Source organism: Kribbella sp. NPDC050281 (assembly GCF_040655855.1).
Taxonomy (GTDB): Bacteria; Actinomycetota; Actinomycetes; order Propionibacteriales; family Kribbellaceae; genus Kribbella.
The window spans coordinates 131,395-154,905 of sequence record NZ_JBFAKS010000007.1; the positions used below are offsets into that span (position 1 = coordinate 131,395).

Below are 23,511 nucleotides of genomic sequence, written 5' to 3' on the forward strand. Positions count from 1 at the left end.
GATCGGAGCATCATGAAACGCATCACTCTGGCGATAGCAGCCATCACCGCAGTGGTCATCGCACTGCTGACAGCACAGGCGGCGAACGCCGCAGGAGTCACCGCAGCCTTCACCAAGGTGTCCGACTGGGCCAGCGGGTTCGAAGGCAAGGTGACCGTCACCAACGGCACCACCAGTTCACTGAGCACCTGGTCGGTCGCACTCGACTTCCCGTCCGGCTACACGATCTCGAGCTCGTGGGACGCGACCAGGAGCAGCAGCGGCCAGACGCACACCTTCACCCCGCCCAGCTGGGCCGGACCGCTCGCCCCGGGCGCATCGGTCACCTTCGGCTTCAACGGCAGCCCGGGCAACTTCCCCGGTCTGGCCGCCTGCAGGCTGAACGGTGGCTCCTGCAGTGGCGGCGGTGGCGGCACCGCCCCCGGCGCACCGACCGGCCTCTCCGGTACGGCGACCTCCTCGTCGGTGAGCCTGACGTGGTCGGCGCCCAGCGGTGCAACCAGCTACAGCGTCTACCGCAACGGCACGAAGGTCGGCAGCCCGACCGGTACGTCGTACACGGACTCCGGTCTGGCGGCCAACACGACGTACAGCTATCAGGTCAGCGCTTCCAACACTGCGGGCGAGGGTCCGAAGAGCACGGCGATCTCCGTGACGACCTCCACCGGTGGCGGCAACACCGGCACCCGCCGGGCCGCGCCGTACCTCTACATGGGTTGGGGCGACCCGCCCAACCCGGCGACCGTGATGAATGCCACCGGCATCAAGTGGTTCACGATGGCCTTCATCCTCTCGTCCGGCGGCTGCAACCCGGCCTGGGACGGCAACCGGCCGCTGCAAGGCGGCGCCGACGCTAACGCGATCGCGCAGATCCGGGCCGCCGGTGGCGACATCGTGCCGTCGATCGGCGGCTGGAGCGGCAACAAGCTCGGCCCGAACTGCAGCACCCCGGAGGCACTGGCCGGCGCGTACCAGCAGGTCATCAGCGCCTACAACCTGAAGGCGATCGACATCGACATCGAGAACTCCGACGAGTTCGAGAACGAGGCCGTCCAGGACCGGATCCTGACCGCGCTGAAGATCGTCAAGCAGAACAACCCCGGGATCCAGACGATCCTGACCTTCGGCACCTCGACCACCGGACCGAACTACTATGGCAACCGGCTGATCGAGCGGTCCGCGGCGCTCGGCGCGAACATCGACATCTTCACGCTGATGCCGTTCGACTTCGGCAGCGCGAACATCTACAACGACACGGTGGCCGCGTCACAGGGCCTGAACAACAAGCTGAAGGCGACCTTCGGCTGGAGCACCGCCGACGCCTACGCGCACCAGGGCATCTCCGGCATGAACGGCCTGTCCGACCAGCAGGAGATGACCACCACGGCGACCTGGCAGAACATCACCAACTGGGCGAAGAGCAACGGGCTCGGCCGGCTGGCGTTCTGGTCGGTGAACCGTGACCGCGGCTGCGCCGGCGGCGGCGTGGTCTCGAACTGCAGCGGCATCGCACAGCCCGACTGGGAGTTCACCCGGATCACCGCGGGCTTCTGACCGGCAGCGGTACGGCGGCGTACGGGGCAGTCACCCGTACGCCGCTCAGCCGGACTTGAGCGCCTTGACGATGAGGGCGTTGCGGGCGATCTGGCCGCGCGGGACCGAGGGGTGCAGGCCGTCACGCAGGTACAGCTGCAGGCGCTCGGGCTTCGCGGCCAGATGCTCGGCCCACTGAATGATGCGGAGGTTGTCGTGCCTGCGCTGTGCCTCGGCCAGCTGCAGGTTGATCCACGCGCTGTTGCGCTGGTCGGCGACCTGGATGGCCGGACCGTACAGCGTGCGGGCCGCCTGGATGTTCACCCAGAAGACCGTGCGGTCCTCGCCGACGATCTGCATCGTCCGCTCGATCTGCGCGGCCACCGCGGGCGGCGTGAAGATGTCGTTGGAGCCGACCGACATCAGGATGCGGTGCGGAAGGCCGTAGTCCTGGGCCCAGGTGTTCAGCGCATCGACGGCCGGAGTGACCGGACGGCCGGCCCAGTTGTTGGCGGCGATGTTGATGCCAACCAGTGTCAGTTGCTTCGCGAGCGACCGAGCGTCCTGGAGGGCGATGCTGTCGCCGAACATGAAGACGCCGTCGGTTTCCTGCGCCCGACGGATCTGCGCTTCGGTGGAGATCGCGTACGCCTGCCGCTCCCAGGTGCCCAGCACTCCTGAGCCGTAGACGCCGGCCGCGCTGGCCTCGGCGCTCGTGGCAGTCGCCGTCGCGGCCGATGCGACAGTCGACGCCGCGGCCGCCGTACCTGCCGCGAACAGCAGCCGCCGGCTCGGCCTGAACGAACTGAGACGCTTCCTCACGGAGAAACTGTGCGGTGGAAAGCCCTCTCTCTGCAAGTCGACACCGCAGAAATGGGACGGACGCTACGAAAGTCAGGTGGACGTCGCGGGCCGGGAACGGACGAACGTACGGAACCGCTCGGCGGCGGGTGTGAGCTGTGTCCGCAGCCGCCACGCCATACCGATCTCCCGCCGGGCCTGAACACCGGCCAGTGGCACCGACACGGCCCCACTGTCGCTGCCACGGACCGCACCGGCCGGCAGGACGGCCACTCCGAGGCCGGCACCGACCAGACCGTCGATGGTGGCCAGGTCGGTCGCCTCGAAGGCCAGCTGCGGCGTGAACCCGGCCGCCCGGCACAGCTCCTCGCTGATCCTGCGGAAGCCGAACCCCGGTCGCAGTCCGATGAACGGCTCGTCGGCCGCCGCCGCCAGCTCCACCCGGCGCCGCGACGCGAACGGGTGCCCGGGCGGGACCTGCAGGCACAGCCGCTGCTGCTCCATCAGGTGCCAGCCGAACACCTCCGGATCTGGCCGTGGCGCGATGATGCCGATCTCGGCCTCACCGCTGACGAGGTCCTGGACGATGTCGTGGGACGGCTCCTGCCGCAGCGCGAACCGGACGCTCGGCGCCACCTCGCGGAACGCCTTCAGCAGGTCCGGCACCAGGCTGGTCGCGACCGAGTGCAGGAACCCGAGGCGGACCATCCCCGACTCGGGATCGATCAGTGCGTCGATCCGCCGCCGGGCCGAGTCGACCGCCGCCGTGCCGGCCTGGGCTGCCTCGAGGACGAGCCGTCCGTACGGGTTCAGCCGTACGCCGCGATGCTCGCGCTCGAAGAGCTGGACCCCGAACGCACTCTCGACGCGCCGCAACGACCGGGACAGATTCGGCTGGCTGGTGTCCAGTGCCGCGGCCGCCTCGGTCAGATGCTCGGTCTCCGCGAGTACGGCGAACCACCGCAGGTCTTCGATGTTCATACCAAAAGCGTATCGGTAGCTGTCGAGATCGACATTTTACGTATGGCACAAGCTGTGCGACCGTCGAAGACATGCACGTCGCCCCGCACCTGACCGAACCCGGCTACCGCCCCGGAGACCGCGAGTACCGCAAACTCTCGATCGCACTCTTCGCAGCCGGCCTGGCGACGTTCGCACTGCTCTACAGCACCCAGCCGCTGCTGCCCGAACTGGTCGACGCGTTCCACGTCTCCCCCAGCCAGAGCGCCTTCACCGTGTCCCTCGCCACTCTCGGACTCGGGATCGCTCTGCTCATCGCAGGCCCGGCCTCCGAGGTGGTCGGGCGTACCACTCTGATGCGCTGGTCGGTCGCAGCCACGTCCGGCTTCGCCGTACTCACCGCAGTCGCACCGACCTGGCACACCCTGCTCGCCCTCCGCGGCCTGCAGGGCGTCGCAATGGCCGGGCTGCCCGCCGTCGCGATGGCCTACCTCAGAGAAGAAGTGCACTCCTCCAGTCACGCGCGCGCCAGCGGCCTCTACATCGCGGGTACGGCGGTCGGCGGGATGACCGGCCGCCTGATCGCGGGAGGCCTCGACGACCTCGGCGGCTGGCGGGTCGCGACCGCCGGCATCGCCCTGGTCGGCGTCCTGTGTGCTGCGCTGGTCTGGCTCCTGCTGCCGTCATCACAGAACTTCCACCCAAGCCCGGCCAGTCCACGACAGCTCCTGCAGCAGACCGGTCGAGTACTGCGTGATCCGGCGCTGCTGGCCCTCTACGGGATCGCGGCTACCGCGGTGGGCGCGTTCGTCGCCGTCTACAACGGTGCCGTCTTCCGGCTGTCCGAAGCGCCGTACCTGCTGAGCTCGGGGATGGCCGGACTGGTCTTCTGCGTCTATCTGCTCGGTTCGGTCGGGTCGGCGACGGCAGGATCGCTGGCAGACCGGTACGGGCGTCGTGTCGTCGTACCGGTCGGTTGCTTGATCACGCTGGCCGGAGTCGCGATCACTCTGGCCGCGCCGCTCCCGCTCATCATCCTGGGGCTCGCAGTGATGACCGCGGGCTTCTTCGCGATCCACGGTGTCGCCGGTGGATGGGTCGCAGTCCGGGCACACGCCGGTGGCGGCGGCACCGGACAGGCAGCCAGCCTGTACCTCTTCTCCTTCTACCTGGGCTCGTCCGTCTTCGGCGGTCTGGCCGGTACGGCGTGGAGCAGCGCGGGCTGGAGTGGAGTCGCGCTGGAGGCCGGGGCACTGTTCCTGGTGGCACTGGTGCTGTCGATCGTCCTCAAGGGCGTTCCGAGCAAGGTGCCAAACTAGCCAGGTGACCAAAGCGACCGATGCAGCCGATCAGCTAGGCCTCAGCTACGAGGTGACCCGGCACGGACGAGTCAACTCGCTGGAGGAGGCCGCGGCCGCACGTGGCATCGAGCCGGCCCGGCTGATCAAGACGATCGTGGTGCGGCTGGCCGACGACGACTACCGGTTCGTGCTGGTCCCCGGCGACCGGGAGATCGCCTGGCCAAAGCTCCGGGCGCTGCTCGGCGTCAACCGCATCTCGATGCCGGACAAGGACACCGCGTTCGACGTGACCGGCTACGTCCGCGGCACCATCACCCCGCTCGGCAGCACTCACGCCTGGCCGGTGATCGCCGACGAGCGGATCACCGGCACCATCTCCATCGGCGGCGGCGACCACGGCGTGGGGATGACGGTGAACGCCGAGGACCTGGCCAAGGTCCTCAACGCCACCGTCGCCGATGTGACAGACATGCCCTAGACAAGTAGTCCACGCTGGCCCGCCCGGAGGCCGGCCTGGAAACGGGTAGTGGCGTCCAGCGACTTGAGGATCCGCTGCATGCGGCGTTCCACCGTCCGCTGCGCCACACCGAGCCGCCGGGCGATGGCCTGGTCTGTCAGTCCGGCCGCTGCCAGCGACAGCAACTGCTGATCCTCGAAGCTGAGCGGACCCTCCGCGGGAGAGGGAGCCAAGGGACTCGCCTGCTTCCACAGCAGCTCGAACAACCGCAGCAGCCCGTCCAGCAGACTCGAAGGCCCGAGCTCGACCACCACATCGGGACTCGTCGGCAGCAGCCCAGTACGGCGGTCCACCACGACCAGCTTCAGCGGTACGTCGCGCAAGATCCGGCAACCCGCAGAGCGGGCAGCCACGAGATCAGTCGGCTCCGACAGCGACGCCATGTCGTAGATCGTCCGGTACGACACACCATGCGCCCGCCGTGGCTCGATCGGAACCACCGCGTACGGCGGCCGATCCAGCACCAGTACTTCGTCCTGCGCGCACTGCTGCGCCTGGTAGAACCGCTGAGCGATCGCCTCCGCCCCGCGGACCACCGTGAACGCGTCATGCCGCGCCCGGAACTCCGCGGTCAGCACCGAGGCACCCACGCGGGCCTCGACGATCGCGGCCTGCTTCCGGAGCGCCAGCAACTCGACCGCGGCCTCCGGCACGGCCGGGACGTAGCGCGCAGGACGCCCCGGCGTGCGGGAGGCCAGGCCGAGTGACAGCAGGGACCGCAGATGCCGGCCGACGCGCGTGGCAGCCCAGCCGGTGTCGTGGGACAGATCGATGGTTGTGCACTCCGGCCGGGCCAGAAGCGCCCGGTAGAGCTGCTCGTCCTCCGAGCAGACACCGAGCGCCTCCAGCACCGGAGCGGGTCGGTAGCTGTGCATGTCCGCGCGTCAGGGCAGTGAATGGACGTGGGATCCGACCTGGTTGGCGAACGCGTTGCCGTTCAGCGCGTCCCAGTTGGTCGACCAGGTCATCGCGCCACGCAGCGCCGGCCACGTGGTGCTGGGCTTGAAGTTGCCGCAGTTGGTGCCCTTGGTCAGGCAGTCCAGCGCGTTGTTGACGATCGTCGGCGAGACATACCCACTGCCGGCCGCACGGGACGACGCCGGTAGGCCGAGGCCGACCTGGTCGGGCCGCAGCCCGCCCTGCAGCATGATGCAGGCCTGCGCGGTGATGAAGTCGACCGTGCCCTGCGAGTACACCTGACCGTCGCAGCCGTTCATCGAGCCGGAGTTGTAGTACTGCACGTTGACCACGGTCAGGATGTCCTTGATCGCCAGCGCGAGCTTGAAGTACTCGAACGACGTACTCTGCATGTCGATCGTCTGCGGTGCCATCGCGATGACCAGACCGCTGCCGAACTGACCTTGCAGGCTCCGTAGCGCTTGGCCCAGGTACTGCGCGTTGACGCCGTTCTCCAGGTCGATGTCGATCCCGTCGAACCCGTACTCCTGCAGTACGGCGAGCGCACTGGCGGCGAAGTTGTTCGCGGCAGTGGAGTCGCCGACCGAGATGGTGCCGTTCTGGCCACCGACGGACAGGATGACCTTCTTCCCGGCAGCCTTCTTCGCGGCGATGTCCGCCTTGAACTGAGCGACGGTGTAGCCACCGAGCCCGGCAGAGTCCAGGTTGAAGGTGATGGCACCCGGCCGGGAGGCGTCCGCGTCGGCGAACGCCACCGCGATCAGGTCGTACGCCGCCGGCACGTCGGAGATGCGCTGCACCGTCGCACCGTTGTTGAAGTTCTGCCAGTACCCGGTGAGGATGTGCTTCGGCAGACTGCCGGCCGGTGGGTTCGTCGGACCGCTGGACGTCGTACCGGAGACGGTGGCGCCGTACGGCGAGCAGTTGCCGCTCGGGTCACACGCCTGCACCTTGAAGCTGTACGTCGTACTCGGGCTCAGACCGGTCGCGGTCCAGTTGGTCACGCCGCCGACGTTCTGTGCGGCCGACGTTCCGCGCACCACGTCGTAGTGGTCGATGCCGTTCGCGTCCGACGCGGCGGACCAGTTGAGCTGCAACGAACTCGAGGTCGGGCTGCCGACCGTGAGTCCACCGGGAGTCGACGGTGGCGTGGTGTCCGCGGTCCCACCGGGACCGTCCAGTACGACGTCATCCGCCTGGTACGCCGGGAGGCCGTACCAGCCATGCAGATAGATCGTCACGGACGTAGCTGAGGCGCCGGTGGTGAAGGGAACGGTCAGCTGGCTCCACGTACTGCTCGTGGTCCAGGTGCTGGGTCCACCGTCGACGCCCAGATAGACGTTCGATCCCTTCACCCAGGCGGACAAGGTGTACGCCGTATTGGGCTGTACCGGTATCGACTGGGAGCAACGGGCGATGTCGGATCCGCTCGGGGTGGCCTCGAGCGCGTAGCTACCGGTGCGGGCCGAGCCGGAGACCGTGCCGGCCGGGCAGGACCACCCGGAGGTGGTGCCGGTTTCGAAGGATCCGTTGGTGACGAGGTTGGTGGCGGCCGTCCCGGTCGAGGGGACCAGGACCAGGCCCGCGAGGGCGAGAAGCAGCGTGAGCAGGACGGGAATGATCGCGGCCTGGGGGCGGTGTGCAGGCGGGTTCATGACTTACAAACTGTGACTGCGTAACTACATTGTCAAGACCCTGCATAAAGTGAACACGCTCTCACGCTGCCAGAAAGTGAGGAATGTACAGATTCTTGACAGAACCGTTGCGAAAATCCGCCGGTAGAAAGGCGACGGCCCCCGGCGGGGGGGTGACCGGGGGCCGTCTTCGGCCACGGGCTCGGGGGGAGGAGCCGGGGGCCGATCAGGAGGCGACAGTCTGCCACTGTCAGGGGGTATGTACCCCCCAAGATCGGATCTCACACATCTCGATTCGGTTGCGACCGAGCACGTGTGGACCGAGCGCCCAGGAGTGCCGATCAGGCCTCCCAAGCCAGTGTCACTGTCACACTGATCAATAGTCTAACGGGAGACCGGCCGACGCAAAAGCCCGGGCCCCTCGGCGTTTCTCTCCGATGCCTATGCTCGACCTCATGGAGCCCCTCGGGACCACCCGGTCCGCCGCCTTCTTCGATCTGGACAAGACCATAATCGCCCGTTCGAGCACGCTCGCGTTCTCGCGGCCCTTCTATGCCGGCGGGCTGATCAACCGGCGGACTGTCCTGCGCAGCGCCTACGCTCAGTTCGTCTATCTGCTCGGCGGCGCGGACCACGACCAGATGGAGCGGATGCGGGAATACATCTCCGCGATGTGCATCGGGTGGGACGTCCGGACGGTGCAGGCGATCGTCGCCGACACCCTCCACCACATCGTCACGCCGATGATCCACGACGAGGCGGTGGAGCTGATCGAGGCCCATCACGCGGCCGGCCGGGACGTGGTGATCGTGTCGTCGTCGGGTATCGAGGTGGTCGAGCCGATCGGCGCGATGCTCGGCGCGGACAAGGTGATCGCCACCCGGATGGTAGTTGCCGATGGCAAGTACACCGGCGAGATCGCGGAGTACGCCTACGGCCCGAACAAGGCGACCGCGATCCAGGCGCTGGCCGTGACCGAGGGCTACGACCTCGAGAAATCCTTCGCCTATTCGGATTCCATCACCGACGAACCGATGCTGGCCACGGTCGGTCACCCGCACGCGGTCAACCCGGACAAGGCGCTGCGGCGGCTCGCTGCCGAGCGTGACTGGCCGGTCCTCGACTTCAAGGTGCCCGTCGGTCTGGCCGAACGGTCACGTTTGCGTGAGGTACGACGTCCCGCGATGGCGGCCGGCCTGGTCGCCGGACTGGCGGCCGGGGCGTTCCTGCTGGCCTCCCGCCGGCGGTCCCGGCCGGCCTCGGACGGCCCGGGCGGCGGTCCGGAAAGCTGAAGGTTCCTTCAGTGTTCTCAACTGCATGAAGACCGGGCTTCCCCTTCACAGGAAGGGTTTTCAGGAGTACAAAGGAAGCACAAAGGACCTTCGGGTCCGGTAGAGATTGCACGGCAGCCAGGCACCCACGCGGCGACCAGCCCATCCCAACCGGGCAGCGCGACCCAGGCCTAGTCCTGTGGCGGCAAACAGGTGCACGCATGGTAACCAGGATGGCGTGCCAGCGACGGCGTTCTCATCTGAGAGCGCCGTTCGCACGTTACCGGGACCGGACCAGCGGGGACCGTTCGGCACCGAGTGTCAGGACTTCGCAGGTCCGCAATAACCAGTCACGAACCCCGGTCAATCCTCGCGCTGCGTAGTCACCGAGGCCCGATCCATACGATCCGGCCAACTCGTAGTGACCAAGCTCCGGCACCGTGACCCCGACCGGGTCGATGCCCCGGGCAACCAACAGGCACCGTTCGGCGGCCCGGGCGACGAGTCCGTTCGCGGTGGGGAACGGGCGCAGGACGGCCAGTTCCGCATGCACGATGCCCGCGACGACCAGGCCGGGCGCCTTGGTCGGGCGGGTCAGGTTCTGGGCGAGAGCGCTCAGCCGCTCCCACATCTCGTCCGCGGGCGGCGCCGGCGGCAGGCCCGGGATGTCGTCGGGCAGTGGCTCGCGGGTGGTTCGCAGATGGCCCAGCTGCTCGGCCGGTCCGAGGTCCGCGGCCGCCAACTGGTGCAGTCTGGTCCAGACCTGCACCGGCGCGGCGTCCACCCGCGGCGCGAGCGCCATCAGCTCACCGGTCATCCGCACCGCCCCGGTGGCCAGTCCGTCGGCGGCGCCACGCCGTACCTCGTCGAGTGTCGCCGGGCTGCCGGCCAGCGCGGCGGACGCGTGGGCGCCACGCAGCAGGGCCTCGGCGGTCATGTCCGAGCCGACCTTGCGCAGACCGCGGTCCCGCAGCAGCACGTCGACCGCGTCCCGGGCCGCCCGGGCCGCCGACCCGACGCCTTCCAGACCAGCCAGCGGCTCGAACACATCAACACTCATACCTGCACCCTAGGATGACGTGGCATGGCGCTCGGCACCGTCCCCAAGTTCAGCATCGTGGTCCCCTGCCATGCCTCCCGGGCGTGGCTGCGACCGTGCCTGGACTCGGTGCTGGGCCAGTCGTTCACCGACTTCGAGATCATCGGGGTGGACGACGCCGATCGGGACGGCTCCGGCCGGATCCTGGCGGAGTACGCCGCCGCCGACCCGCGGGTGCGGGCGCTGCACCTGGACGAGAACGTCGGTTTGGGTCTGGCCCGGAACGCCGGGCTGAAGGAGTGCCGCGGCGAGTACGTTCTGTTCCTGGACGCTGACGACCTGTACCTGCCCGGCTCGCTCGAGGCGATCGCCGGCCGGATCGATGACACCAACCGGCCGGACATCGTGCTGTTCGACTACGAGCGGATCTTCTGGGACGGCCGGGTGGTCGGCAACCGGCGGCACGACGCGTTCGCCCGGGAGGGCGCCGGGGTGTTCACCGCGGCCGAGCGGCCGATCTTCCTCACCTTCCTCGAGGTGGTCTGGAACAAGGCCTGCCGGCGCGACTTCCTCAGCCGGCACGGGTTCGCGTTCACCGACGGCTTCTACGAGGACGCGCCGTGGACCTACTCGACGATGCTGACCGCCGAGCGGATCGCCACCCTGGACCGGGTCGTCGTGCACTACCGGCAGCACCGGACCGGCGGCAACATCCACGCCACCGGCGGACGCAGGCAGTGGGACATCTTCCGCCAGTACGACCGGGTGCACGCGTTCATCCAGTCCGACCCGGAGCTGGCCGGCTGGCGGCGGTTCGCCTTCGACCGGTCGCTGGACCACGTCCTCGCCGTACTGGCCAAGCCGGAGCGGATCGATCCGGACGACCGGGCCGACTTCTTCCACGCCGCGCATGCCTTCGCGAAGCGGTGGAAGCCCGAGGGGTACACCTCCGACCGCACTGGGCGAGGCTTCAAACGCTGGCTGCTGATCCATGACGACTACGCGACGTACTCCACGCTCAAGCTGAGCGCGAAGGTGCTGCAGGTCCCGAGCCCGCGCAAGACCGTCGGCAAGCTGCTGCACCGGGCCAAGCTGGACCCGAACCTGGCCGCCTACACCGCCTACTGGTTCAAGCAGTACGCCTGCAACCCGCGGGCGATCTACGAGAAGGCGGCCGAGTTGGCGCCGCAGCTGCGCGGTGTCTGGGTCGTCGACTCCGACCACGTGGGCGCCGTCCCGGAGGGTGTCGAGTACGTCGTCGCGGGCTCACCGGCGTACAACAAGCTGCTGGACCGGGCAACGTACTTCATCAGCAACATGAACTGGCCGAAGGAGCTGGAGAAGCGGGACGGGCAGATCCACCTGCAGACCCAGCACGGTACGCCGCTGAAGACGATGGGCACCGACCTGCGGCACTTCCCGCAGGCGGCGAAGGACCTCGACCTCGACGAGCTGATGCGCCAGGTCGACCGCTGGGACTTCAACCTGTCCTCGAACCGGTACTCGTCGGAGATCTGGGAGCGGACCTACCCGGCGTACTTCGAGGAGCTCGAGCACGGCTACCCGCGGAACGACCGTCTGCTCACCACGAGCGTCGACGAGGTCCGCGCGATCCGGGCGTCGTTCGGCTTCGACGACTCGCACCTGGTGGTGCTCTACGCGCCGACGTTCCGCGACGGCGTCGACTCGATCCGGACTCCGACCGGGCTGGTCGACCTGGGCGGCACCGGCGTCCACCTCGACCTGGACCGGTTGGCCGGAGCGGTCGGCGAGCACGGCCGGGTGCTGGTGCGGACGCACTACTCGTTGTCGACGACGCCGGAGGTCCACTCCGGCACGGTGGTCGACGCGTCCCGGCACCCGCGGGTCGAGGACCTGATGCTGGCCGCCGACGTCCTCGTCTCGGACTACTCCTCCATCACCTTCGACTACGCGAACCTGGACCGCCCGGTCGTCCTGCTGGCCGAGGATCAGCGTTTCTACAACCGCCGGCGCGGCACCTACTTCGACATCACCGAGTTCCCACCTGGCCTGGTCGCACGGTCACCGGAGGAACTGCTGACGATCCTGCAGACCGGTGCGTTCGCGGCGGCCGAGGCGTCCAAGCACCGGCAGCTGTTCCGGGAGAAGTTCTGCGAGTACGACGACGGCCGGGCGGCGGAGCGAGTCGTACGCCGGGTGTTCCTCGGCGAGACCGATGTACCGGCGATCGTGCCGCTGCACGACCGCTCGCCGGCGGCCTCGCCGCACGTCATGCATAATGGCTGACATGTCGATCAGCCTGAAGTCCGTGAGCGCTCTGCGCCCCCGCTTCAGCCTGCGACGACGACGCGCTGTCTGAACACCTCAACCCCTGTTCCAGTGCGTCTCCCTTTGAAGGACCCTTCATGTCCGCTGTTCTGCCTGTCCTGGCCACCAGACTGTCCGCTGCCGCCGCGGCCGCCTTCGGTCCGTCGTACGGCGAACTCGATCCCGAACTGCGGTCGGCGACCAGGCCCGAGTTCGGCCACTACCAGACCAACCTCGCGCTTCGGCTGGCGAACGCCCTCGGCCGGCCGCCGCGGGAGATCGCCACACGCCTGGTCGCCGAGCTACAGGTCGCCGACCTGTGCGAGCCGCCGCAGATCGCCGGACCCGGCTTCGTCAACCTGACCTTGCGGGCCGAGACGTTGGCCGCGGCGGTCAACGAGCCGCTGACGTTCGGGCCGCGCGGCGAGCGGGTCGTCGTCGACTACTCGCAGCCCAACGTCGCGAAGCAGATGCACGTCGGCCACCTGCGGTCGACGGTGATCGGTGACGCGCTCTGCAACGTCCTGCGGTACGTCGGCTACGAGGTGATCCGGCAGAATCACGTCGGCGACTGGGGCACGCAGTACGGGATGATGATCGAGCAGCTCGAGGACGAGGAGCTGGACCCGGAAACCCTTGATCTCCAGGGATTGCAGCTGCTGTACGAGCGGAGCCGGAAGCACTTCGATGCCGACGGCATCTTCGCGGACCGGTCCCGGCTGCGGGTCGTGGCACTGCAATCCGGCGATCCGGGGACCAGGGCGATCTGGCGGCGGATGGTCGACGTGTCGCTGGACGACTTCCAGCAGGTGTACGCGCTGCTCGGATCTGCCCTGACCCAGGACGACGTGGTCGGCGAGAGCGCCTACAACGACGATCTGCAGCCGATCGTGGACGAGCTGTCCGCGGCCGGTCTGCTGACCGAGTCCGAGGGTGCGTTGTGCGCGTTCCTGCCCGGGTTCCTCGGCAGGGACGGTCAGCCGCTGCCGGTGATCGTGCGGAAGTCCGACGGCGGCTTCGGCTACAGCGCGACCGATCTCGCCGCAGTCCGGCACCGGGTGAGCACGCTGCACGCCAGCCGGATCGTGTACGTCGTCGACCACCGGCAGTCCTTGCACTTCGACCAGATCTTCACCCTCGCCAGGACGGCCGGCTGGTTGCCGCCGACAACAACAGCCGAGCACGTCAGCTTCGGAACCGTCCTCGGACCGAACGGAAAGCCCTTCAAAACAAGGGCAGGCGGCACGGTGAAGCTGACCGTCTTGCTCAACGAGGCGGTCGCGCGGGCCGATTCGCTGCTGGAGGGTCGCGACGGAGTCGACCGGCAGACGACCGCACGCGCGGTCGGCATCGGTGCGGTCAAGTACGCCGACCTGTCCAGCGACCGGGGCAACGACTACGTGTTCGACCTCGACCGGATGGTCGCGATGACCGGCAACACGGGGCCGTACCTCCAGTACGCACATGCCCGGCTGACCCGGCTGCTCGCCAAGGCCGGCGGATCCGACGGCGAGGTGACCGACCTCAAGGACCCGGCCGAGGTGAGACTCGCACTGCTGCTGACCGGTTTCGCCGGCACGGTCGCCCAGGTCGCGGAGACCCTCCAACCACATCGCCTCTGCACCTATCTCTACGAGGTCGCCGCCGCACTGTCCGCGTTCTACGAGCTGTGCCCGGTGCTGACCAGTGAGGGCGCGACCAGAGCCAGCAGGATCGCACTCTGCGCAGCGACCCGGAAAGTGTTGCAGGATGGACTCGGCCTGCTCGGTATCACGGCCCCAGATGCGATGTGACTCTCCCGGAGGTTGCCCATGTTGCCGTGGTCCGCGGATCTCGCCGGCCGGTTCGAGCAGACGACGTACGACAGCGCCTTGCTGCGGGGGAACCCACTGGGTGATCCGCACGAGCGGCCGGTGCTCGTCTACCTGCCGCCGGGGTACGACGACTCGGACCGGCGCTACCCGGCGATCTACGTGACGATGGGGTACACCGGGCACATCGGCATGTGGTTCAACCGGACGCCGTTCCGGCAGCCGTTCCCGGAGTTGCTCGACGCGCTGTTCGCGCCGGGCGACGTACCGCCGGCGATCGTCGTGTTCGTGGACAGCTGGACGCGGTACGGCGGCAGCCAGTGCCTCGACTCCCCCGGCACCGGGCAGTACCACTCGTACCTGTGCGAGGAGATCGTGCCCTGGGTCGACGCGAAGTACCGGACCATCGCCGACCGCGACCACCGCGCGATCACCGGCAAGTCGAGCGGCGGCTACACCGCGATGGTGACGCCGATGCTGCGGCCGGACGTGTTCGGGGCCCTGGCGACGCACGCCGGGGACGCGGCCTTCGGCGTCTGCTACACGCCGGAGTTTCCCGCCCGGGCCCGGACGCTGCGCGACAAGTACGACGGCAGCTACGAGAAGTTCTTCGAGTCGTTCGCGAGCCGCGCCGGCCGGACCTCGAACGAGGACCTGCACATGCTCGAGATGTACGGCTACTCCTCGGCGTACTCGGCTGAGCCCGACGGCACTGTGCTGCTGCCGTACGACGACCTGGGCAGGATCATCCCGGAGGTCTGGGAGCGCTGGCTGTCCCACGACCCGGTCGAGATGGCTCGCCAACCGCAGTACGCCGACGCGCTGCGCTCACTGCGAGCGGTCTGGATCGATGCGGGTAAGCAGGACGAGTTCTACCTCGATTTCGGTGCCACCGCATTCCACCGGGAGGTGCAGCAGGCCGGCGTACCCGAGGAGCGTGTTCACTTCGAGCTGTTCGAAGGGACCCACGGCGGCATCGAGTACCGCTACCCGCTCGCGGTGCGGTGGCTCTGCGAGCAACTGCAGTAATTCGCGTGCTCCGGCCGGAGCCACCCCGTACCTTCGGGCCATGGGGACTATGACCTGGCCGGAGGGGATCGACGCGCGCCCGATCGACAAGGGCGACGCGGAAGCGTGGGCCGAGCTGCTCGCCGCGCGGGAGAAGGTCGATCAGGAGGGCGAGAACTACGACGCCGACGACCTGATCGAGGAGCTGGAGGACGCGCAGCTGGACACCTCGCGCGACACCGTCGGCCTGTGGGCCGGCGGGCGGATGATCGGGTACGGCAAGGTGTACGCCCCGAGCTCGGTGGTGGACGTCGCCCGGATCCGGACAGAGGGCACCGTCCATCCGCAGTGGCGCCGGCAAGGACTCGGTACGGCACTGCAGCGGTGGCTGATCCAGCGCGCGGGCGAGGTCCACGCCGAGAAGCACCCGGATACGACAGGTGAGATCAACACCGCGACGATCAGCACGAACGTCGGCGCCGACCGGCTGCTGCGGACCTTCGGCTTCGAGGAGTGCCGCTACTTCTTCGACATGAAGCGCCCGCTGGATGCCGCGGTGCCCGAGGCCACGCTCGCCGATGGATTGCGGCTCGCGCAGTTCGACCCGGCGATGGACGAGGACTTGCGGGTGACCCACAACGAGGCCTTCCGGGACCACTGGGGTTCGACCCCGCGGGACCCGGAGAGCTGGAAGAACTGGGTCACCGGCTCCCGCGCCTTCCGCCGAGGACAGTCGTACGTCGTCCTGGACGGTGACACGATCGCGACGTACGTGCTCGGCTACGAGTGGGTCGCCGACACCGAGGCCACCGGGATCAGGGAGCTGTACATCGGCCAGGTCGGGACCCTGCGGGCCTACCGTGGCCGCGGGCTGGCCCGGGCCGCGCTGGCGAAGGTGCTGACCGAGGCCGTACAGGCCGGCTTCCAGCGGGCGGGTCTCGGCGTCGACGCCGACAACCCCACCGGAGCGCTCGGCCTGTACGAAGGCCTCGGTTTCGCGATTCACAGCAAGTGGATCACTTACCGCCTGCCGCTCTGATCACACGTGTGAGTCCACGACGACCGGCTCCGGAGTCGCCTCGATCGGCTCCGGCCGGCGCCGGAACCATTTCCAGGGACGGACACTGACCACGATCATGGTCAGGCTCAGGACGGCGTACACCAGGGATCCGATGAAGGCCGCGTGCACACCGTCGGTCAGCACCTCGCGCGGGATGGTCGAGGTGGAGTTGCGGCTCGCCGTACCGAAGATCGTGACCAGGATGCCCAGGCCGAGCGCGCCGCCGACCTGCTGAACCACGTTCAGCATGCCGGACGCGGCGCCCGAGTCCTCCGGCGCGACGCCCGAGATGGCCCGGCTGACCAGCGGGATGAAGATCATCCCGGCGCCCATGCCGAACAGCAGCATCGGACCGACCACGTCGGCGAGGTAGGTGCTGTTCGCGTCCAGTTGCGTCAGCCACACCGTGCCCAGCGCGACCAGCGTGGACCCCGTCAGCATCAGCTTGCCGCCGTCGATCCTGGCGACCAATCGCGGCACCACTCGGGACGCCGTGAACAGCAGACCGGTCAGCGGCAGGAAGGCGAGACCGGCTGCCAGCGGGCTGAGCGCGAGCACACCCTGCAGGTACTGCGTCAGGAAGAAGAACATCCCGAACATCGTCCCGACCACCAGCAGCATGGTCACGTACGACGCCGACCGGTTGGCCGACCGGAACAGACGCAGCGGAACGATCGGGTGGCTGACCCGGCGCTCGACCAGGACGAACGTGACCAGGAGCACCACGCCGACCGCGAACGCACCCAGGACCTCGGCCGACGTCCAGCCGACGTCGGCGACCCGGATGAAGCCGAACACGAGCGAGGTGATGCCGAGCGTCGAGGTGAGCGCGCCGGCCACATCGAACCGGCCGGTCTCCGGCGCGGTCTCGGTCAGCACCCGCCGCGCCGCGATGACCAGGCCGATGCCGATCGGCACATTGATGAACAGACCCCAGCGCCAGGACGCCCAGTCGGTCAGCATCCCGCCGAGGACCAGACCGACGCTGCCGCCGCCGGAGGACACCAGGCTGTAGTACCCGAGCGCCTTCAGCCGCTCGGGACCTTCGCGATAGGTGAGCATGAGCAGAGTCAGCGCGGCTGGTGCGGCAATGGCACCGCCGATGCCCTGCAGGACGCGGGCGGCGAGCAGTAGTTCCGCATTCGGCGCGAGACCGCCGAGCAGCGAGGCGAGCGTGAAGACACTGATGCCGGTGACGAACACCCGGCGGCGACCGAGCAGGTCGCCGGCCCGGGCACCGAGCAGGAGCAGACCGCCGAACGCGAGCGCGTAGGCGTTCTGCACCCAGGACAGGCTGGACGGACTGAAGTCGAGCGCGTGCTGGATCTTGGGCATCGCGATGTTCACCACGGTGCCGTCGAGGATCACCATCAACTGGGTGATCAGGATGACCGCGAGAACGACCCCCGGCCGCCGCGCGGGCGTGCCTGTGGTGGCGCCGGACGGCGCCGCGGCTGTTGCCGACATATTGCTCCTTACCCCGGAGGGGCTACAGTTGAGACAGAAAGCGGAGCGCTCCTCCGGATACGATACGGAGGCACCCTCCGCTTTGCAAGCGATATTCTTCGGGAACTTCGATCGCTGCCGACCGTGAGGAGGTCCGATGGGCACGCCACAGCTGCCGTCCATGCGGCCGACCCGCGCGGACGCAGCCCGGAACTACGACCTGCTCGTCACGGCCGCCCGCGAGGCGTTCACCGAGAACGGCGCCGACACCTCGCTGGAGGAGATCGCCCGCCGGGCCGGCGTCGGCATCGGCACGCTCTACCGCCGGTTCCCGAACCGGACCGCGCTGCTCGAGGCGGTCTACGTGGACGAGATCCAGTCGGTCTGCGACCGGGCGTACGGCTTCGCCGAGGAACTCGAGCCGTTCGAGGCGCTGGCCGCCTGGCTACGCAGCTTCGTCGGCTACGCCATCTCCAAGAAGTCTCTGGCCGGCGAGCTCACGGTTGCCCTGGGCAAGGACTCGGAGTTCTTCCAGACCTGCAAGGTCAACGTCAGGGAGGCCGGTCAGCTGCTGCTGGACAAGGCGAAGGCATCCGGCGAGGTGCGGCCTGAACTCGACCTGACGGACATCATGCGTCTGGTCGGCGGGATCAACATGAGCCGCGACATGGAGCCCGAGCAGGCTCAGCGGCTGCTCGACATCGTGCTGTGCGGCCTCAGGCCGGCTGACTCCCGGCCTCAGCCAGCGTCCTGACCTCGGCCAGCGTCGGAATGCCCGCGTCGCGGCGACCAGCACTCGTTCACCAGGAAGTTGTAGACCGTGTGCGGGACCGGGGATCGTGATTTCGTCTGCCCTCACCGCCGTACCTGCCGGCGGGCCTCGAGCTGGGCCTGGTCGGCCGCGGTCAGACCCGCCTCCCAGCCGGCGCCGTTGGTGATCCGGGTCCGCCGAGTGGTCGTGTTCGGGAACAGCTTGCTGAACAGCGCGTCCACCTGTTCCTCTCGCTTCGTCAGCACAGGCAACAGCCGCCCAGCGTCGGCTTCCGGTACGGCGGCCTGGGTCGCCGCCGCGGCCGCCTGCAACCGTTCCCCGATCCGCTGTGCGTAGGCCATCAGGAACGATTGCCGGAACGACCGGGTCCGCGATTCACCGCGCCGGCCGAAGTGTTTGCCTGCGGCAAGCATAGCCCGATTCGCCTGTACCAGCAGGGAAGTGCTGAGGATCTCGGTCAACTGCAGATCCAGGTCGGCACCGACGATGGTGACCACGGCCAGCTCGTCGATCACCACCGTGCGGCAGCGGTTCGCGGACGCGACGGCACCGACCAGCTGCGCCTTGGCCGACACGTACGGCGTGTCGACCCACAGTCGCCGGCCGGCCGAGTCGTCCGGGATCTCCACCGCCGGATCCGCCTCCACCAGGGCACTGTCGAGCGAGAACTTCGCCATCAGCTCCTGCGCCTTGCCGGACAACGCCTCCGCCTCGTCCGGGAACTCCGTCGCCTCCGCCTTCGCGAGCAGACCCCGGATCCGCGCCAGCACCTTCCCGTTCACCGGTACGACGTGATGTTCGCCGCGGCGTACCGGCGTACCGGGCAGGGGGTAGAGGCGGGCGAGGATCGGGAGGGTCTGGAGGAAGCCTGCGAGGGACAGGGCGTGGTGGAGCGTGAGGTAGCGGCCGACGCGGGCCTCGGCGGCCCAGGCGGTCAGGTCGAGGCCGGTGAACGGTGGCGAGACACCGAGGTCCGTGAGCTGGTCGAGCCAGCCCGGATCGATCGTGGCGGGCTTGTAGGCCTGGTGTTCGGCGGAGATCGCGGCCAGGAGCAGCGGCTCGACGCCCGCATCCAGCCGCCGTCGGCCGTGCTGGACGACATCGGCCGGTGACCAGCCGCGCTCCCACGTCGTCCGGAGCAGGCCGGTCAGAAACCCCTGCAGGCAACGATCGACCTGCGCCTGGTCGCGTTCGTCGTACGCACCGAGGCGGGCCAGCTCGGCATCGGCGCGATCGTCGCGCAGGGCAACGACGTTGGCGGCGATCGGCAACAATCGCAGGATCTCGTCGTCACTCACGCGGTCGAGTCTGACACCCGGCGAAGTTCCCGCCCAAACGGGACCGCGATCCCTTGTGGAAAACCCGGCGTTTCTGAAGCCTGGCTGAAGACAGCGTACGAGGGATCTGCCCAAAAGGACGCTGTCGCAGGGGGATCAGGCACCTGGCCTGGCAGCACCACATCGGGGAGGAAACGCATGACTCAGCTTGCGGAAGCTGGATTCGACGAACTACGCGCTGCACTGGAGGGGGCCGTGCTGGCCCCGGACGAGGACGGGTACGACGACGCGCGGCGGCTCTGGAACGCGCAGCACGACCGGCGTCCCGCCGTGATCGCCCAGGTACGGACCGCCGAGGACGTCCAGGCCGCGGTCCGGTTCGCCGTCGCCAACGACCTGGAGATCGCCGTCCGGGGCGGTTCACACAGCATGTCCGGAGCGTCGTCGGTCGACGACGGACTGATGATCGACCTGAGCCGGATGAACCAGGTCATCGTCGATCCGGAGGTACGCCGCGTCCGCGTCGGAGGCGGGGCGCTGCTGCGCGACCTCGACGAGGCCACGCAGGCCCACGGTCTGGCTGTGCCGGCAGGCATGATCAGCCACACCGGTGTCGGTGGGCTGACGCTCGGTGGCGGCATGGGCTGGCTGACCCGCAAGCACGGCCTCAGCATCGACAACCTGGAGTCCGTGCGGATCGTCACCGCGGACGGCAGCATCCTGCGGGCGGCCGAGGACGAGAACCCGGATCTGTTCTGGGCGCTCCGCGGCGGTGGCGGCAACTTCGGCGTGGTCACCGAGTTCGAGTTCCGGCTGCACAAGGCCGGACCGATGGTGCAACTCGGCATGATCTTCTTCGGCCTGGACCAGGGCGCCGAGGCGCTGCGGATGGCGCGCGACGTCATCCCGAGCCTGCCGCGCGACCTCAACGTGGTGATCGCCTGCCTGAACGCGCCGCCCGCGCCTTTCGTCCCGCCGGAGCACCACTTCAAGCCCGGCTATGCGCTGGTCGTGGTCGGCTTCGGCTCCCCGCAGGAGCACGCCGAGGCACTCGAGCGCATCCGTACCGCGCTGCCGCCGTTGTTCGAGTTCGCGTCACCGATGCCGTACGTCGCGTTGCAGCAGATGCTGGACGAGGCGAACGACTTCGGCCGTTACAACTACGAGAAGGGCATCTACCTCGACGCACTGACCGACGGCGCGATCGACGCGATCACCGAACAGGTGCCCCGGAAGACCTCGCCGATGTCGGTCGTGCTCTTCTACCACCTCGATGGTGCCTACCTCGAGGCCGATGACGACGCCACCGCCTTCGGCGGCGGACGGACCGAGCGGTACGCGGTCTTCTCGATCGCGATCTGCCCGGAGCCGTCGATGTTCGACGCGGAGCGGGCCTGGGTCCGCGGGCTGTGGGACGCACTGCAGCCCCATGCGAGCACCATCGGCGGCTACGTGAACGGGATGACCGACCCGGACGAGGACCGGCTGCGGGCGTCGTACGGCGACAAGTACGACCGGCTCGCGCAGATCAAGGCGAAGTACGACCCGGACAACGTGTTCCACCGCAACCAGAACATCAAGCCGGCCTGACCGACAGTCCGGGTACGCCGACGACGCTCGGCGTACCCGGGACTTCGTCCTAGATGGACGCGGCGCCGTCGACGACCAGGACCTGGCCGTTGATGTTGGTCTGGTCGAGCAGGAGCATGCGGACCACCGGGACGACCTCGTCGGGCTCGGTCAGGTGACCGGTGGGGGTGCGGCGGACGATCTGGTCGAGCTGGGTCTGGCCCAGGACCGCGGACATCTCCGAGGCGAAGAAGCCGGGCGCAACCGCGTTCGCCAGCACGCGTCCGCCGAGTTCGCGGGCGAGCGAGCGGGTGGCGGCGTCCATGCCGCCCTTGGTGGCGGAGTACGCGACCAGGCCCGGGTAGCCGCGCTGCGCGCAGATCGAGGTGACGTTGACGATCCGCCCCTTCAAGCCCTTCGCGAGCATGCGGCGCAGCACGAAGCGGGTGAGGATCAGCGGCGAGGTCAGGTTCGTCCTGATGATCTCGGCGAGCTGGTCGGCCGAGGTGTGGACGTGCAGCGAGTCCTGGCCGATGGCGGCGTTGTTGACCAGGCCGTCGATCGGTCCGAGCGCCGTCTCCACCGCCCGCACGAACGCCTGTCCGGCCGCGGGGTCGTTGATGTCGACGGAGCCGTAGTACAGGTGGTCCGGGTATTTCTCGCCGAGCGCCGTCAGCTCTGGGGTCACGGTCCGGGCGAAGGCGGCGACCTTCAGCCCGGCGGCGAGCAGATCGCTGACGATCGCCAGCCCGAGGCCGCGGGATCCGCCCGAGACCAGGACGACGGACGCGGGCGGGACCCCGCTGGATTCAGACTTCACTCTTGAGTGTCTCCTTCTGCGGGATCTCGTCGAGGAAGGTGATCCGCCGCGGTACGCCGTAGTCCGGCAGGCGACTCGAACACCATTGCACGAGGTCGTTGTGGGTGAGCGGACCCAGCGTCGGGTTCCGCACCACTTCGGCGGCGACCATCCGTCCGACCAGCGGCGCCTTCCGCGCGAACACCCGCGCCCAGGAGACGCCCGGATGGCCCATCAGCACGTTGCGGACGATGCCGGCCGACACCTTCGAACCGCCGACGTTGATCTCGTCGGTGTCGAGCCGGCCGGTGATCAGCACCCGGTCGCCGACGAACTCGACCCGGTCGCCGGTGTGCACCGCGCCGACCAGTCCGGCACCGTGATGCGGCGAGCGGATCACCAACTCGTCTCCGTCCACCGACAGCAGCGGCCGATCCAGATCGGGCGTGCGGTCCAGCCACTCGCGCGGGAACCCGGCAAGCCCGTCGTGGACCACGATCGACGCTCCGACCTCGGACGACGCGTAGATCCAGGAGATCCGGGCCTTCGGGAAGACCTCACGCAACTGGTCGAGGATCGCCTGGTCCACCGGTTCACCACCGAGCGTGATCTGCTCCAGTGGCACGGCGGCCAACGCGTCGGCATCGCGGTAGATGGCCTGGCGCCAGAAGGTCGGCGTACCGGAGGCGGCGGTGACACCGTGCTCGGCGGCGATGACCGGCCACTCCTCCAGCTCGTCGGGCTCGATCACGACCAGGCCCTGATCGGCGTGTGTCAGTGAGAGCGTGACCACCTGCCACCAGGCGTACGTGCCTGGGGCGTACGGGAGCAACCAGGTGCGAGGCGGCTGCTCGCCGGTGACCGTGGTGAGGGTCTCGAGGGTGTGGCCGATGCGTTTGGGGCGACCGGTCGAACCCGAGGTGAGCAGCCACGCGCGGCCGGATTCCTCGACCCGCTTGAGTTTTGCCGGCTTCACGTCACCGTCGGGGAGGACGACGGCGAAACCGGACTCGCCCAGTTCCGCCCGCATCCGCTCGTCGACGCGGGATCTGGTCGCGACCAGGAGCTCCGTGCCGTGGACGGCGTGGTGGCGCACGGCCGCCAGCGCGTCCGCACCGTTGTCGACCAGGACGGCCGCCGGCGAGGGCAACTGCGGAAGCTTGTGCAGGGTCCGCCAAGTCACGCTCTTCCCGGCGACGACCACTGTGTTGTCGTCACCGATGAGAGCGGTGGTCCGGCGCGGCGCGGTCACGCCGACTGAAGTTGCTCGATGAAGTCCAGCACATCGCCGACAGTGGCGATCCGGCGCAGCCCGGGGGCATCGAAGTTCAGCTCGTCCCCCACCTCGTCCTCGACCCGGAGGGCCAGCTCGGAGAAGTCCAGCGACCGGAACCCGATCTCTCGCAGATCGGCGGTGTCGTCGGCCGGCAAGTTCTTTCCCTGCGCCGTCATCACCTCACCCATCAACTCCCTGACCCTGCCACGCGCTATCGAACTCATGAGGCC

20 protein-coding genes are annotated in these 23,511 nt (G+C 68.6%); 10 read left to right on the forward strand and 10 right to left on the reverse strand.

Features of this window, described 5'->3' with window-relative positions:
- Nucleotides 1-12: 12 nt before the first annotated feature.
- A complete protein-coding gene (locus AB0I34_RS10200; protein WP_360442555.1) occupies nucleotides 13-1,554 on the forward strand; it encodes a cellulose binding domain-containing protein in 1,542 nt (513 codons plus the stop codon).
- A 45-nt stretch (nucleotides 1,555-1,599) separates the two neighbouring features.
- On the opposite strand, the gene AB0I34_RS10205 is transcribed toward AB0I34_RS10200, so the two are convergent.
- Both AB0I34_RS10205 and AB0I34_RS10210 read right to left on the reverse strand, forming a co-directional pair.
- On the reverse strand, nucleotides 1,600-2,355 hold the full coding sequence (locus tag AB0I34_RS10205; protein ID WP_360442558.1) for a hypothetical protein: 756 nt from the start codon (nucleotides 2,353-2,355) through the stop codon (nucleotides 1,600-1,602).
- Between the two features lie 72 nt (nucleotides 2,356-2,427).
- Nucleotides 2,428-3,315, reverse strand: coding sequence for a LysR family transcriptional regulator (locus AB0I34_RS10210; protein WP_360442561.1), 888 nt, complete (start codon nucleotides 3,313-3,315; stop codon nucleotides 2,428-2,430).
- A gap of 71 nt (nucleotides 3,316-3,386) precedes the next feature.
- On the opposite strand from AB0I34_RS10210, the gene AB0I34_RS10215 reads away from it, so the two are divergent.
- A complete protein-coding gene (locus AB0I34_RS10215) occupies nucleotides 3,387-4,613 on the forward strand; it encodes an MFS transporter (RefSeq protein ID WP_360442564.1) in 1,227 nt (408 codons plus the stop codon).
- Nucleotides 4,614-4,617: 4 nt separating this feature from the next.
- Complete coding sequence (locus tag AB0I34_RS10220) at nucleotides 4,618-5,073, forward strand: YbaK/EbsC family protein (protein ID WP_360442567.1); 456 nt, start codon at nucleotides 4,618-4,620, stop codon at nucleotides 5,071-5,073.
- Here AB0I34_RS10220 and AB0I34_RS10225 read toward each other — a convergent pair.
- Nucleotides 5,070-5,987: a helix-turn-helix domain-containing protein gene (locus AB0I34_RS10225; protein ID WP_360442570.1), complete on the reverse strand. Its 918-nt coding sequence runs from the start codon at nucleotides 5,985-5,987 to the stop codon at nucleotides 5,070-5,072. The two genes, AB0I34_RS10220 and AB0I34_RS10225, sit on opposite strands and share 4 nt — an antisense overlap.
- 9 nt (nucleotides 5,988-5,996) lie before the next feature.
- Nucleotides 5,997-7,685 carry a glycoside hydrolase family 18 protein gene (locus AB0I34_RS10230; RefSeq protein ID WP_360442573.1) on the reverse strand — a complete coding sequence of 563 codons (1,689 nt, stop codon included), beginning with the start codon at nucleotides 7,683-7,685 and terminating at the stop codon, nucleotides 5,997-5,999.
- Between the two features lie 422 nt (nucleotides 7,686-8,107).
- On the opposite strand from AB0I34_RS10230, the gene AB0I34_RS10235 reads away from it, so the two are divergent.
- Complete coding sequence (locus tag AB0I34_RS10235; RefSeq protein ID WP_360442810.1) at nucleotides 8,108-8,956, forward strand: HAD family hydrolase; 849 nt, start codon at nucleotides 8,108-8,110, stop codon at nucleotides 8,954-8,956.
- Nucleotides 8,957-9,215: 259 nt separating this feature from the next.
- On the opposite strand, the gene AB0I34_RS10240 is transcribed toward AB0I34_RS10235, so the two are convergent.
- The gene (locus AB0I34_RS10240; protein WP_360442576.1) at nucleotides 9,216-9,995 is read right to left on the reverse strand and encodes a cell filamentation protein Fic; all 780 of its coding nucleotides are present in this window, start codon (nucleotides 9,993-9,995) and stop codon (nucleotides 9,216-9,218) included.
- Between the two features lie 24 nt (nucleotides 9,996-10,019).
- Between AB0I34_RS10240 and AB0I34_RS10245 the strand changes: the two genes are divergently transcribed.
- From AB0I34_RS10245 to AB0I34_RS10260, 4 genes are all read left to right on the forward strand, one after another.
- Nucleotides 10,020-12,242: a CDP-glycerol glycerophosphotransferase family protein gene (locus AB0I34_RS10245; RefSeq protein WP_360442579.1), complete on the forward strand. Its 2,223-nt coding sequence runs from the start codon at nucleotides 10,020-10,022 to the stop codon at nucleotides 12,240-12,242.
- A gap of 119 nt (nucleotides 12,243-12,361) precedes the next feature.
- Entirely contained in the window at nucleotides 12,362-14,056 is a 1,695-nt protein-coding gene (argS, locus tag AB0I34_RS10250) for an arginine--tRNA ligase (RefSeq protein ID WP_360442581.1), read from the forward strand.
- An 18-nt stretch (nucleotides 14,057-14,074) separates the two neighbouring features.
- On the forward strand, nucleotides 14,075-15,103 hold the full coding sequence (locus AB0I34_RS10255; protein ID WP_360442584.1) for an alpha/beta hydrolase-fold protein: 1,029 nt from the start codon (nucleotides 14,075-14,077) through the stop codon (nucleotides 15,101-15,103).
- 40 nt (nucleotides 15,104-15,143) lie between these two features.
- A complete protein-coding gene (locus AB0I34_RS10260; RefSeq protein WP_360442587.1) occupies nucleotides 15,144-16,121 on the forward strand; it encodes a GNAT family N-acetyltransferase in 978 nt (325 codons plus the stop codon).
- On the opposite strand, the gene AB0I34_RS10265 is transcribed toward AB0I34_RS10260, so the two are convergent.
- Entirely contained in the window at nucleotides 16,122-17,609 is a 1,488-nt protein-coding gene (locus AB0I34_RS10265) for an MFS transporter (protein ID WP_360442590.1), read from the reverse strand. It lies immediately after the preceding gene.
- Nucleotides 17,610-17,745: 136 nt separating this feature from the next.
- Here AB0I34_RS10265 and AB0I34_RS10270 point away from each other — a divergent pair, with 136 nt between their 5' ends.
- A complete protein-coding gene (locus AB0I34_RS10270; RefSeq protein ID WP_360442593.1) occupies nucleotides 17,746-18,342 on the forward strand; it encodes a helix-turn-helix domain-containing protein in 597 nt (198 codons plus the stop codon).
- A 101-nt stretch (nucleotides 18,343-18,443) separates the two neighbouring features.
- On the opposite strand, the gene AB0I34_RS10275 is transcribed toward AB0I34_RS10270, so the two are convergent.
- Nucleotides 18,444-19,658 carry a DUF2786 domain-containing protein gene (locus AB0I34_RS10275; protein WP_360442596.1) on the reverse strand — a complete coding sequence of 405 codons (1,215 nt, stop codon included), beginning with the start codon at nucleotides 19,656-19,658 and terminating at the stop codon, nucleotides 18,444-18,446.
- 177 nt (nucleotides 19,659-19,835) lie between these two features.
- Between AB0I34_RS10275 and AB0I34_RS10280 the strand changes: the two genes are divergently transcribed.
- Nucleotides 19,836-21,227, forward strand: a complete 1,392-nt coding sequence (locus AB0I34_RS10280; protein WP_360442599.1) for an FAD-binding oxidoreductase — start codon at nucleotides 19,836-19,838, stop codon at nucleotides 21,225-21,227.
- A gap of 49 nt (nucleotides 21,228-21,276) precedes the next feature.
- On the opposite strand, the gene AB0I34_RS10285 is transcribed toward AB0I34_RS10280, so the two are convergent.
- Genes AB0I34_RS10285 through AB0I34_RS10295 form a run of 3 tightly spaced genes read right to left on the reverse strand, consistent with a single transcriptional unit; the run spans nucleotide 21,277 to nucleotide 23,505 of the window.
- Entirely contained in the window at nucleotides 21,277-22,026 is a 750-nt protein-coding gene (locus tag AB0I34_RS10285) for an SDR family NAD(P)-dependent oxidoreductase (protein WP_360442602.1), read from the reverse strand.
- Nucleotides 22,016-23,257 carry a class I adenylate-forming enzyme family protein gene (locus AB0I34_RS10290; RefSeq protein ID WP_360442605.1) on the reverse strand — a complete coding sequence of 414 codons (1,242 nt, stop codon included), beginning with the start codon at nucleotides 23,255-23,257 and terminating at the stop codon, nucleotides 22,016-22,018. The genes AB0I34_RS10285 and AB0I34_RS10290 overlap by 11 nt, the downstream gene beginning before the upstream one ends.
- Nucleotides 23,254-23,505: an acyl carrier protein gene (locus AB0I34_RS10295; protein WP_360442608.1), complete on the reverse strand. Its 252-nt coding sequence runs from the start codon at nucleotides 23,503-23,505 to the stop codon at nucleotides 23,254-23,256. The genes AB0I34_RS10290 and AB0I34_RS10295 overlap by 4 nt, the downstream gene beginning before the upstream one ends.
- Between the last annotated feature and the right edge of the window lie 6 nt (nucleotides 23,506-23,511).